13 protein-coding genes are annotated in these 13,254 nt (G+C 31.0%); 3 read left to right on the top strand and 10 right to left on the bottom strand.

Annotation, left to right across the window (positions count from 1 at the left end; genetic code table 11):
• From RR430_RS04230 to RR430_RS04220, 3 genes are all read right to left on the bottom strand, one after another.
• On the bottom strand, nt 1–262 hold a 262-nt coding region (locus RR430_RS04230; RefSeq protein WP_332508697.1), incomplete at its 3' end, for a YkvA family protein.
• Nucleotides 262–1,188 carry a 1-phosphofructokinase family hexose kinase gene (locus RR430_RS04225; RefSeq protein ID WP_332487654.1) on the bottom strand — a complete coding sequence of 309 codons (927 nt, stop codon included), beginning with the start codon at nt 1,186–1,188 and terminating at the stop codon, nt 262–264. The genes RR430_RS04225 and RR430_RS04230, both read right to left, overlap by 1 nt.
• Nucleotides 1,189–1,199: 11 nt before the next feature.
• Entirely contained in the window at nt 1,200–2,024 is an 825-nt protein-coding gene (locus RR430_RS04220) for an HAD family hydrolase (RefSeq protein ID WP_332487656.1), read from the bottom strand.
• Nucleotides 2,025–2,291: 267 nt separating this feature from the next.
• Here RR430_RS04220 and RR430_RS04215 point away from each other — a divergent pair, with 267 nt between their 5' ends.
• Nucleotides 2,292–2,732, top strand: a complete 441-nt coding sequence (locus RR430_RS04215; RefSeq protein WP_332487658.1) for a GNAT family N-acetyltransferase — start codon at nt 2,292–2,294, stop codon at nt 2,730–2,732.
• Nucleotides 2,733–3,077: 345 nt separating this feature from the next.
• Nucleotides 3,078–3,893: a hypothetical protein gene (locus RR430_RS04210; RefSeq protein ID WP_332487659.1), complete on the top strand. Its 816-nt coding sequence runs from the start codon at nt 3,078–3,080 to the stop codon at nt 3,891–3,893.
• Between the two features lie 59 nt (nt 3,894–3,952).
• Here the strand turns inward: RR430_RS04210 and RR430_RS04205 are convergent, their stop codons facing one another.
• From RR430_RS04205 to mutL, 5 genes are all read right to left on the bottom strand, one after another.
• Nucleotides 3,953–4,609 carry a CpXC domain-containing protein gene (locus RR430_RS04205; RefSeq protein ID WP_332487660.1) on the bottom strand — a complete coding sequence of 219 codons (657 nt, stop codon included), beginning with the start codon at nt 4,607–4,609 and terminating at the stop codon, nt 3,953–3,955.
• A gap of 40 nt (nt 4,610–4,649) precedes the next feature.
• The gene (locus RR430_RS04200) at nt 4,650–5,348 is read right to left on the bottom strand and encodes a hypothetical protein (protein WP_332487661.1); all 699 of its coding nucleotides are present in this window, start codon (nt 5,346–5,348) and stop codon (nt 4,650–4,652) included.
• A 61-nt stretch (nt 5,349–5,409) separates the two neighbouring features.
• Nucleotides 5,410–6,141: a tRNA threonylcarbamoyladenosine dehydratase gene (locus RR430_RS04195; RefSeq protein ID WP_332487662.1), complete on the bottom strand. Its 732-nt coding sequence runs from the start codon at nt 6,139–6,141 to the stop codon at nt 5,410–5,412.
• Nucleotides 6,134–7,054 (bottom strand): tRNA (adenosine(37)-N6)-dimethylallyltransferase MiaA, encoded by a 921-nt coding sequence (miaA, locus tag RR430_RS04190; RefSeq protein ID WP_332487664.1) that lies wholly within the window; start codon nt 7,052–7,054, stop codon nt 6,134–6,136. The genes RR430_RS04195 and miaA overlap by 8 nt, the downstream gene beginning before the upstream one ends.
• Nucleotides 7,051–8,826 carry a DNA mismatch repair endonuclease MutL gene (gene mutL / locus RR430_RS04185; protein ID WP_332487665.1) on the bottom strand — a complete coding sequence of 592 codons (1,776 nt, stop codon included), beginning with the start codon at nt 8,824–8,826 and terminating at the stop codon, nt 7,051–7,053. Before mutL ends, miaA begins: the two co-directional genes overlap by 4 nt.
• Before the next feature lie 575 nt (nt 8,827–9,401).
• On the opposite strand from mutL, the gene RR430_RS04180 reads away from it, so the two are divergent.
• Nucleotides 9,402–11,627, top strand: coding sequence for an EAL domain-containing protein (locus RR430_RS04180; protein ID WP_332487666.1), 2,226 nt, complete (start codon nt 9,402–9,404; stop codon nt 11,625–11,627).
• 83 nt (nt 11,628–11,710) lie between these two features.
• Here the strand turns inward: RR430_RS04180 and proC are convergent, their stop codons facing one another.
• Nucleotides 11,711–12,526 carry a pyrroline-5-carboxylate reductase gene (gene proC, locus RR430_RS04175; protein ID WP_332508696.1) on the bottom strand — a complete coding sequence of 272 codons (816 nt, stop codon included), beginning with the start codon at nt 12,524–12,526 and terminating at the stop codon, nt 11,711–11,713.
• 50 nt (nt 12,527–12,576) lie between these two features.
• Nucleotides 12,577–13,248, bottom strand: a complete 672-nt coding sequence (locus RR430_RS04170; RefSeq protein WP_332487667.1) for an HAD family hydrolase — start codon at nt 13,246–13,248, stop codon at nt 12,577–12,579.
• Nucleotides 13,249–13,254 lie beyond the last annotated feature (6 nt).

Here is a 13,254-nt window from a genome sequence, read left to right as displayed (position 1 = left end):
CTGCTTCTGTTCTATATAGTTCAAATTCATCTTTAGGAATAAACTTAATCGTTAACGCAATCAATGCTGGAAGAATAATTACATCATCAAGGTAACCTAACACTGGAATAAAATCAGGTATTAAATCAATTGGAGATAACGCATATGCAATAGTTGCACCTGCTAGTATCTTTGGAAACAAGGCTGTTTTACTACTTTTAAAACACAAGAATATTGCAGGAATATCTATTTTAAGCTGTTTAGCTTTTTCGTTTAAATTCATTATTTTTTCTTAATGATAACACCCTTCATTAATCCTTTAACCGTTTTAGCATCAGCTGGCTTTGTACCATTTGTTGTAACTGCACCTGTTGCTGTTGCCATTGAATACTTAATAATTTCTTCTAATGTATAGTGTTGATCATAACCATAAGCTATACCACCTACAAGTGCATCACCCGCACCAACTGGTGATTTAGTCTTAACATTGATTGGCATCGCTTGATACACTTCATCTTTAGTTACGTAGATTGCTCCATCTTTGCCTAACGATACAACTACTAATACAATGCCTTTCGCAACTAGTTCTTTCGCTTTTTCTATACACTCACTATTTGTTAATTTATCTACACCAAACAAATCACATAACTCTTTTTTATTTGGTTTTATAATTGTTGGAATACTATTAATACCTTGCTTTAGTGATTCTCCTGATGCATCAAGAATTACAACAGCACCTAATTTTTTCATTTCGGTTACCATTTTTTCATAAGCATTCTCTTTAACACCATTAGGAAGACTACCAGATAAAACAACAACATCCATCGGTTTAACATTCGCTTTTAGCGCATAAACAATTTCCATTACATTTCGTTTATCAACTATTGGACCTCTTTCATTAAATTCTGTTAAGTGTCCTTGTCCATCAATAACTTTTAAATTAATACGTGTGTTTTCTTCAATTGTAGATGCAAATAATGGCATATACTCTAATTCCATTACTTCCCTTATCGTTTGTCCAACAGCACCTCCTAAAATTGTGTATGCTGTTGATACACCATTTAAAGCACGTATTGTTTTTGAAACATTAATTCCTTTGCCACCAATATCATAACTTATTATTTCTAATCGATTTAGTGACCCTTTACTTATCTCTTCACATCTTGCTGTTTTATCTAAAGATGGATTCAATGTAACTGTATGTATCATTGCGAAACCTCCTATATTATATTGTAATGTTTTAATGCGTTATAAATGCCATCATCTAAAATTTCAGTTGTTATGTAATCAGCAACTTCCTTTATATCATCACTACCATTACCCATTGCAATTCCTATTCCACAATCTCTAATCATTTCAAAGTCATTAGAACTATCGCCAATACCAATTGCATCTTTTAATGTAGCTCCAAACTTCTCACATACAAGTTTAGCTGCTGTTGACTTAGTTTCAGTACGATATGAAATTTCTACACAATGAGATCTAATTCTAGGATTGCGTAACGTTGTTAAGGCTTGAAATTCAGCTGGTAAATCTGTTTTCATTTGATCAATATATTTTTCTTCATTTGCATAGAAACATATCTTAGCAATTCTATCAGTCTTATCACGATACTCTAAAGGATAGTAACAATTTGCTTCCATGATTTGTTTACCTTCTTCTTCATTCTTTGCTGATTTAGAAAAATATTCAAAAACATGGCGATATGCACGGGGATCATAATACGCTCCAGCATTGCCTTCTAAACAATATCCTAGCTCATATTTCTCAGCAATTTTTATTAACTTATTTATTTCTTCTTCACTCATTGAATGATCATGTATCCTTTTACCCTCAACATAAACCACTGCACCTGCACTAAATACAAATCCATCCACATCTAAATTCAAGAATAATTTAGCAGCTGACAAAGATCTTCCTGTACATACAAATAGTTTATGTCCATTTGCTTTTGCTTGTTTTAATGCATCCATCGCTGAATACGGTACCGCATTGATTTGCGGACTATATAATGTACCATCAATATCTAAAAATATATAACTCATATTGGTCCCTCACTTTGAATCTATTATACTATTTCTAAGCAAAAGAAAAAAGGCAAACTGCCTTTTCTCTTTTTATATATAAGGGGATAGAATATATCTATACATTGATAGGGGGCAATGTATAGGCAAGCTTTCTTGCATATGTATAATAACAAAGTTCTATCATTAATTTATGTTTCTTTTGTGTGAATTTATGTGAATTAATTTTTTTATGCTTTGATAACTTTTTTAAAATGATTTACAATTGTTTTGCAAGGAGAAAAATTTATGAATGAAATAGATTATAATATCCAAGAAGCATCCATCCTTGATTTAGAAATCATATACACATTAACTAATTTACTTGAAAATACGACTTTTTCTTTGAGTAATTTTCGTACAATTTACGCTCAATTATTGCAATCTCCTTTTGATTATATTTACATATTAAAATACCAAAACAAAGCTATCGGTTACATTCACTTTAATGTCGTTCCTCAACTACACCATTCTGATATAGTGTCCGAAATATTTGAACTAGTTATCGATAATGATTACCGTAAATTAGGCTTTGGTAAAGTATTATTAGATTATGCAGTACAAACTGCGCGTAATCTTAATGCAACGCAAATAGAACTAGTATCTAGTTTTCCAAGAGAGCGCGCTCATGCCTTTTATGAGAAAAACGGATTTGAGAAAACATCATATAAAATGATCATGAAGTTGTAATGTGATAGAATTTTAAAAAATTATACCCTTTAAGAGGGTTTTTTTCTGAAATTCCATCATCTTTATCTAATCACTTTTCACAATTCTAACAATTATGCGAATTATGTTTATGATATCATTAATCTATAAATACAATTTAAATATGGAAGAGAGGTTATTTTTATTAACAGACAATTAACGCAATATTCACAGATTATGTATAATAATAATTTTAATATTGACCTTGTGCCTAAGCATTGGCTATATGAAAGCGTTGCGGATATACGTAAGAATTTTATGAGCAACGCAAATTGTACCATTCATTTTAGAAATAGAAAAAATGATCGGGATATTACTCAGGGTGAAATGAATAATCTACTTAATCATCCTTCTACAAATATAAAATTAATCTATTTTGACCAGGATAAGCGTGTCCCAAATTCACTTACATATCATTTTATAGGTTTTCTAGATAATGAATTGTGGTGTGTCGTAATTAACTGGAGCATTAAACATATAATTACACCTATAACAGTATTTAAGCTTCAAAAAGTATATAGTAATGACTTTGATCCTTATGGTTGGACTAATCAAACTACTTGGCTATTAGAAGATTCTCAATCTAGTAGAGGTTATTACTTTAAGCAAAAACTTGCATGTATAGATAATGCTAATAAGTACTTTAATTATGTTGATAATGAAACTAATCAACCAATTCATTTAAATATTCCCTCTCCATCTTTATTAGAGGTCGTGCGTAAAATTGAATACAATGGCAAATCATACTATGTCCTATGTTTTGAAGATCCAACTAATTATCAACTCTATTTTTCAAACAAACTTATACCTGAAGATGAAGTATGTTTGGAAACAAAGATAGAGTTAACTAAAACACTTGACCAGTTAAAAACAGATATAAAGAATACACCCCACACTGAATCTAACGAAATCTTAAACTATATTATAATTCCATTACTTTTATTAATAATTATTATATTTATGAATCTAAATATTTTTATTATAATATGTGCTTCTATTTTGTTGTTGAATCAACTCATTTTATATAAAAAATATACTTATATTAATAATTCGAATCAATCATATAATGAATTAAAAATCAAAATTGATAAGCTTAATAAATATATAAAACTACATGATGAATTTAATGATTCTAAAAAATGACTGCTGTTTATAAAAAATTATAGACAGCTTTTTAAATAGAAAAGGACTTTCGTCCTTCACTAATTCATATTTTTAACGTATTCTCTTGTCGCTCTTTCAAGCATCCAATTACGGTTTACTCTTTCAAAACGATCAACTTCTGTTTCATAAGCATCTTCTTCTCTTAAAAATATTTCTTCAAATTCTAAGTAGTTAAGTTGCATACGCACTAACTCTCCTTTTACCATCGAAACAATCTCTACAGAATCATCTCTTGATGTATTGTAAATTGTGTAATCAATGTCATCCATTGTCACTTTTTTAGAGTCTACAATTTGTTTCTCACAAAACATTTTTGCCATTTCTACAATACGATCATCTAAACCATCTTCAAGAATTCTTATCTTCTCTACAAATTCCATAATCTTCTTGCAAAAACGATATTTATATCCAGAAATATAGTCAAATTTTAATTTAGTGTTTTCAATTAATTCCTTTTCGATTTTTTCATCCACTAACCATACCATAACTTTAGTTTCAGGGTTATGGTACAAACAAGGGTATAAAACTTGATATACATCATGACAATGCGGACATTCTACTTTGAATACCTCATTGTGAAATAACTTTTCTTTTAAATCTGGGTCTTGTTCAACATTAATACTTTCCCAAATTTGAATTTCGTATTCTTTCCCACATTTTGGACATGTAAAGATTCTTGTTGATGATTTGCTCATAATTGCCTCCTAACATAATAAAATGGTACAAAGTACCATTTTATGACTTCTTTCGCTTTTCTATATCTGGATATTCTTCTAATATTTCATTCACAAAGTCACGTAACTTTTCAAATGTATCATCATTTATATTAACAGAACTATTAGCAGATACAAGTTGTAATTGATTATTTAGCATCACTGGAACAACCTCCACGTGATCATTTTGATGAATACCAATATCTCGTTCAGGTTCTCGTAATAATCTTCCTTCAATAAAACGTGAGTTGTACTCTAATGCTTCTACTAAATAGCGATAAAACTTCCCATCACTTAAGAAATGCACATTAAGAATATCCGGATAATGTAGATCTCTTTGACCATCTAATTCTTTTATTCTACGAACTTGCGCAAGTTCTTGTGAACAGTTCTCTACTTCAAAGATACTAGCAGCTTTTACTTGCATCTTAAATGTTGGTTGATCAAATGGTATAAACTCATACTTTTCAATATCAAATGAACTAAACTCCGCAAGTGGTTCTAATATATCTAAACCCTTTTCAAAATGTTCAACTGATGGACCAATCGATAATACAGGAAATATTAAATTACCTAAAGCATCCACAATAGCTGTGGCAAGCATATAACAATCTTCAACATCCACATTAACTATGTCCTTGCATTCATCTGTTAAATCATCTACTTCAAACACGAGATATTTGTGATAAATTTCTGTGAAATTACTTTCTTCTAGAATCATAATATGCTCCCTTCATTTGCCTTATTATACCAAGGTTATATCTAAATTGGAACAATTAAGCTTATTGATTAATACATTGGTTAAAGAGATATCTTATAACAATACTAGCACAAAGTAGACCTGATGCAGCAGGTACAAATATCATGCTTGCTGGTGGTATTCTTTCTTTTCTAGTTTTGCCATCAGGATTGACTTCAACATTTTGTTTAAACGGAATTTCTTGTGAATATGTCACATGGATTTTATAGTTAATCCTTCGGATTTTAGCGAGATTTCTCAATGCTTTAGCAAGTGGATCATATGCCGTTTTATCTAGTGTAGTTTGAATTACTTTGCTTGGATCAAAACGATTCGCCATACCCAAAGAACTAATACATTTAACATTATATTTATGACACAATTCAATTAAATCCATCTTTGCGGTTACAGTATCAATTGCATCAATGACATAATCTATTTTTTGTTCGAACAAATATTCTAATTCAACTCCAAAAAATTGATTGATACATACAACTTTACAATCACTAGTGTATGATTCGATACGTTCTTTCATACTATCTGTCTTATTTTTACCTAGCGTTTCAAAAGTCGCAAGTATTTGACGATTTAAATTACTAAGGGCTACTACATCATTATCCACAAGTATAAGTTTACCAATCCCACTGCGTGCTAATGCCTCAGCAGCATATGAACCTACTCCACCTACACCCACTATTAAAACAGTTGCCACTCTAAGTGCATCTACTTTATCTTTGCCTACTAGTAATTCAACTCTTTCTAACGGATTATTCACTACTTTTACTCCACTTCTCAATTAGTTCAACTGTTTTGTTGATAGAATCCTCATCATCCATACTGACCCAGTGAATTGGGGTTTGATTATTAAACCATGTATACTGTCTTTTTGCAAATTGTCTTGAGTGCTTTTGAATTTCACTTATTACCTCATCGAGTGTACATTGTCTTTTAATATATGGCGCCCACTCACGATACCCAATGCCTTGCATAGCTTGATTATCAAACGTTACTCCTTGCTCAAGTAGCGATTTAATTTCATCCTCTAATCCTGCATCTATCATTCCTAGTACACGTTGATTAATTCTTTGATATAAATTTTCTCTAGGTAATGTACAACCTACTATAAAGGCATCGTAGACCGGTTTATGTTCCTGACTTGCAATGATATCGGATTTAGTAATCTTTGAAGTATCATAAATCAAACAAGCTCTAATTAATCTTTTTCTATTGTTTTGATGGATTGTATTCGCTTGTTCAGGATCAAATGTATTTAAATATTCTACTAATTCTTCATTACTTAAGTTTTCATATTTTTGTATTAATTCTGGATATTCATCTGGTTGTTTTTCAAATGTATAGTCATAAATACATGCTTTAATATATAGACCTGTCCCACCAACTATCATTGGTAAATGATTGTTTAATGTTATTTCTTCTATCTTTAATCGTGCGTTTTCTTGAAAATCAGCAACACTATAATTATCAGTAGGATTAAGTATATCAATACAATAATGCGGGATATTATCCATTTCATCTTCTGAAACTTTACCTGAGCCAATATCAAAACCACGATACACTTGAATCGAATCACCTGATATGATTTCGCCATTGAATCGTTTAGCTAATTCTATTGAAAATTTTGTTTTACCAACTGCTGTTGGTCCAACAAGTACTAATACTTTTTTCATCGATAAAATTCCTTTTCTAATCTACCTGCATCTATACAAATAAATGTTGGTCTACCATGTGGACAATGATAAGGTTGCTCGCATTCCGCAAGTTGTGTAATGACTTCATTCATTTCAGTTTCATTTAAAATACGATTAAATCTTATTGAATGGTGACATGCCATTGTTGCTATTTCATGTTTTCTAATCTTACTCTTAGATATTTCCGTATCATTCTTAAAAATATCTATTAAATCTTGTAAAAATACTTCTACTTCAATGTCATGCAGCCATATTGGTAATTCTCTTACTATCAAAGAATCATCACCAAATACCTCAAAAACAATTCCTAGCGACACTACTGCATCATTAATTTCATCTACTCTTCTTACCAAGTCATTTGATGTATGGAGCATGTGAGGCACTAAACAAGATGTCATCGTGTGTTTTGTGTTTTCCATTTCATTTAAAAACTGTTCATAATGTACACGCTCTTGAGCTGCATGTTGATCAACGATATATAACCCTTCATCTCCCTCACACAAAATATACTTACCATGCATTTGTCCTACAATACGAAGTCTTGGAAATTCTTTTTTAGGTAACGGTCTAATCACTTCTTCTTTTATTTCTATTGGTATTATCGTTTCTATTTTTTCAACAACTTGAGTTATCTTTTCATCAGCCACATACACTGGTTCTTTGGTTTCTTCTTTAATAACTAACGGTTTAACAATAGGTTCTTCAAATAAACTTTGAACTTCTATCTTTTCTTTTACTACTCTTTCCATATTTACTAAAGGAGCTTGTATATGGTTACCAATAGCACTCGGTATAAGTTCACGTAATAAATACTCTAACTGTTGTTCCTTTGATAAACGTACTTCCCATTTGCTAGGATGTACATTAACATCCACCAATTGACTATCCATTGTAATGTCTAAAACAACAATTGGATAACGATCATTTGGAATATAATTTGAATAACTATCCGTAATTGCTTTTTGTATGCGATATGGACGTACCATTCTACCATTCAAAAACACACTGATTGCATTCCTTGTAGCTCTTGTAAATTGTGGATGTACACAGATTCCTTTTATTTTATAATCTGCATCACCATCATCAATTACTATTGAGTTTTTTGCGATATCTTTACCATACAATTGAAACACCACTTCTAACAAGTCATTACTACCTGATGTTTTAAAAGATTGTTTACCATCACTTGTTAACGAGAATGCTATTTCAGGATGAGATAATGCAAATTTTTGTACTACATCACTTATTAATGAGTTTTCATAAGGTACCGATTTTAAATGTTTTAGACGTGCTGGAGTCTTTAAGAATAATCCTGAAACTTGGATCATAGTACCTTGGTTACAAGGAAATGGTTTTGCACTAATTAGTTGCCCATATTGTATTTCTACACGCGTGCTTTGAACACTATTATTTGTTTCTAAAACAACATTAGAAACAGATGCTATCGAAGGTAATGCTTCCCCTCTAAATCCCAATGTTTTTATTGACCATAAATCTTGTGTCTTTTTAATCTTACTTGTCGCATGACGTTGGAAAGCTTTAGTCGCATCTTCTCCATCCATACCTGCTCCATTATCAACAATCTGAATACTTTGTATCCCACCTTGTTGAACAGTTATATCAATACGAGTTGCTTGAGCATCTATTGCATTCTCAACCAATTCTTTTACAATGCCCATTGGTCTTTCAACAACTTCTCCAGCCGCAATCATATTCGTAAGTTGTGTATCTAATTCTTGAATAACACCCATGCTAGTTCCTCGCTTCTAATCTATACGTAATAGTTTACCATTTTTACTCACCAATTTATAGAACGAGACATAAGAAAAACTCCGCTAAGGGAGTTCTTCTTTTTTTATATAAGGGGATAGAATAACGATAACACAACAGGGGAATTGTGTATCACAAGCATTATTATTTGCTTGTACTAATACTATACCAGTAACAAAACGCAGTAATTTGGGTTGATTATGTAAAATTATGTTATACCTATATTTTATTTTTATGTAACCTAGTTTTACGACATAAGAAAAACTCCACTAAGGGAGTTCTTCTTTTTTTATATAAGGGGATAGAATAACGATAACACAACAGGGGAATTGTGTATCACAAGCTTATTATTAGCTTGTATAAATACTATACCAATACTCTAACGCAATAATTTGGGTCGAATATGTAAAATTATGTTATCAAAATGACTTTTTTAACGAATTCTGTAATATTTAGTCATCTTGAATCATTGTTGCCTGTATCTCTTTATGATAAAATATATTTACACATTAGCTTTCTATGACCTATTAATTCCTACTAATACAGGAGATATAAAATGAGTAAATCATTCAGATTACTTTTAATTAGTATTTTTTTATTAACTATCGGATTGCTATCTCCAATCCGTGTTTTTGCTGAATATCAAATTGAATTTACAGCTGAAGAGAAAGAATATATTGAGCAAACTAAACAAAATCCAATTACAACAGGAATAATACCACATGTTTATCCATTATCCGCTTGTCCATATGAAGAAGGCTCTTTTAAAGGAACAAACATTGAAATGCTTAATCTTATTTCTGAATTATCTGGATTGAATTTTGAATTTGTTTGTGTGCCTATAGAACAGAAAACTCCTTATGAAGCCCTAATTAATAACAAGTTTCAAATAGTTGCTGGCACTATTCGATTAGATGTTTTTGAACAAAATGAGAATTTAATTTTATCTGATCGTTTTTGCGATGGTTCTGCGACTTGTATAGCTAAAAAAGACACGAATCCCGCTATCCTCAAAACCGGTAAAATCGCAGTTATGCAAGGGTATCAAGCCGGCTATGAATTTTCTAAAGTACAATTTCCTAATCACGAACTCATTCTATACCCGTCTAACGAAGATGTTATAAAAGCCGTCAGTCAAGGTAAAGCAGATTTAGCAATGATGAGTCGGTATGTAGGTATTTATGAGTTACAAAGCCCTTTATATGATAACCTTACTGTTTTAGCTCCTTATCAACATGTTGTTGACAGTGTTATTATGGCTGTGAATACCCCTGAAAATCAAATGATTATTTCTATAGTTAATAAAACTCTAGCCGCAATAAGTGAGGATGAATATAATAATATTCAAATGACTTATATCATTAATAATCCATATGAGTATTCGTTCTTCGAGATAGTTTTCAAATATCGGTTTCTGATTTTTGCAGGTATTGCCATTGTTTCAATTTTATTTATATTAGTTGTAAGATTAATTAATTCACAAAAAGAAAAAATTATCTTATCCAATGATAATTTGACAGGTGCTTATACCGATGCAGGATTTGAACTTCAAGTTTCAAAAATTCTTAGTCACTCAAATAAACATTACTTTATTACCGATTTTGATATTTCACACTTCAGTAGCTACAATGATTTATATGGCAAAGAACAAGGAGATATCCTTCTAAAGAAGATTGTTGAGGTAGTCACTTCATTCCTTTGTGAGCAAGATGCTATATGTCGCTCATACGCAGATAACTTTCGAGTAATATCATACAAAGAAAACATTGAGGAATTAGTTGCTGATATTAAACGTGCAAACCTTATTTTAAGTCAACTTATTGATGCTAGTATGCGTTTTAACTTTGGTATCTACATAGTTGACGACCATAGTATTCCAATTTCAAAAATGTTTGATTATGCTGCCATGGCAAAGAAAATAGCGAAAACCGATTCCAATACTTTCATTCGAATCTTTGATAAAAATCTACATGATATACAACAAAATGAAACTCGTATGCTTGCACGCTTTGATCAAGCATTAATACAAAATGAATTTGTTGCCTACTATCAACCAAAGGTCGATGTTCAAACAAATAAAATAGTAGGAGCTGAAGCATTAGTACGTTGGATTAATAACGATGGTATAATAATTCCACCATCTAGTTTTATTGAATTATTTGAAAAGAATGGTCAAATTCAAAAACTTGATTTCTATGTACTTGAACAAGTTTGTAAATTTCAACGAAATCGCCTTGATCAAGGTAAAGACTTATTTCCTATTTCATCTAACTTTTCTAGAGTCCATTTATACAGCAATGATTTTATCCCAATGTTGAATACAATTATCAATCATTATAATCTTCCAAAAAGTTGTATTGAAATAGAATGTACCGAAACTGCAATGACATATGATTCTGATATTTCTATCTCTATTTTAGGACAACTTCAGCAAGAAGGTTATTCAGTTGCAATGGATGACTTTGGTCAAGCTTATTCTTCACTCAACTCTTTACGTTCTATGCCTTTGAATGTAGTAAAACTTGATCGTGGATTTTTATTGGTTACTATGGAAGAAGAAAAAGCTCGTTCAAAAACTATTATTAGAAACATTGTTTCTCTTGTACATGATTTAAATATGAAAATAGTTGCTGAAGGTGTAGAAATCTATGCGCAAGTATTATTCTTAAAGAGTGTTGGTTGCGACTTTATCCAAGGTTATTATTTCTCTAAACCGTTAAGTGAATCAGATTTTACAAATCTATTAAATGATAGTCTTTATATTACAAAAGAAAACGATTAAATAATAATTTATCACTATGAATTAACTTCTAAACTATTTGGAGGTTAATTCTTTTTTAAAAGGAATTCAGTTATAGAATTCCTTTACATTTTTTTATTTTTCTCTGATGCTGTTACAACAGCCTCTATGACGGCATTTCTAAATCCGTTTTTTTCTAATGATGCAATTGCATCAATCGTTGTTCCTCTTGGTGAGGCTACTTTGTCTTTTAATTCTCCTGGATGCTCATTTGTTTCTAGCACCATCTTAGCTGCACCCAAAACTGCTTGTGCTGAGAATTTTAATGCTTGATTTCTTGATAAGCCTTCTTTTACTCCAGCATCTGCCATAGCTTCGATCATCATATAAACATATGCAGGTGATGAACCACTTACGCCAATAAAAGCTGATAGGTTATCCTCGGTAATTACCTCACATTTGCCACAACATGAGAATAGTTCTATTAAATCTTGAACACGTTGATTATTCATATCTGCTTCTTGAATACACAATGCTGTCATACCTTCTTGTACTTGAGCAGGTGTATTTGGCATTGCTCTAAATATATACTTATGATTCGGAAATAAATTATGTAGCTTAGCTAATGATACTCCTGCTGCAATCGAAACAATTGTTGCTTCTAATGGAATTGAATTATATATTTCAGCTGCAACATCTTCTAATAAATAGGGTTTAACACATAAACATACAATGTCCGCAGTCTCACATGCCACATTGTTATTTATAGTTGTATTTACATGATACTTGGCTTCTATTTCCTTTAACTTATTTTCTGTTCGTCTAGATACAATAATATTTTTGGGGTTTATATTTTCATTTGCACATAAGCCCGCAACTATTGCTGTCGCCATGTTGCCACAACCAATGAAGGCTATTTTCTTATTTTTCATATTTATCATCATCCTTTTCACTGATTATACCACAAGAAAAAGTCCTCTCGGACTTCATCTTATAAATCATTATTTATTTGTTCAACTAAATCTGGTAATTCTGAAAGTTTAAATATTCTATGTACTGAATAATCGCAATAGCGTGTACTTGATGGCCATATCCATACTGGTATTAAACCAGCATTTATAGCTCCATAGATATCATTTGAGAAGGTGTCGCCGACATAGATTGCTTCATTAGGTTCTATTTGTAATTGTTCAATACTTTTATCAAATAAAAGTTTATCAGGTTTATGAACATCGTAATCTCCACTTACCACAACACAATTAAAATAATCTATTAACCCTGAAAACTCTACTTTCTTAAATTGCCCATATTTATTACCATTGGTTATTACACCTAATTTATATTTTTTCTTTAATTCTTGAAGTACACTTATTGCATCATCAGATACAACAGTATATTCCCAAAAGTTTGTTTCCCAATAATTATTTAGATCATCAATTTTAAGAACTATATTGTATTTCTTTTTCAATTGATCACTAACGTAGTTTTTATTGGTATTACCATATTGATCCCAAGTAATCATATCTTGTAGAATTGCTTCAAAAAGTATCGATTCTGGATGATGATTTGTATTATCCTTTAAGATATTTTTATACATTGCATATGAAGCTTTTCTTCTGTTTATTAGCGTATCATCAAAATCAAATAGAATTGCTTTTATCATTTATCA

The sequence above is a fragment of the Anaerorhabdus sp. genome (assembly GCF_036641015.1).
In the GTDB taxonomy this organism is placed as follows: Bacteria; Bacillota_I; Bacilli_A; order Erysipelotrichales; family Erysipelotrichaceae; genus Anaerorhabdus.
This window is presented reverse-complemented; position numbering and strand designations above follow the sequence as displayed.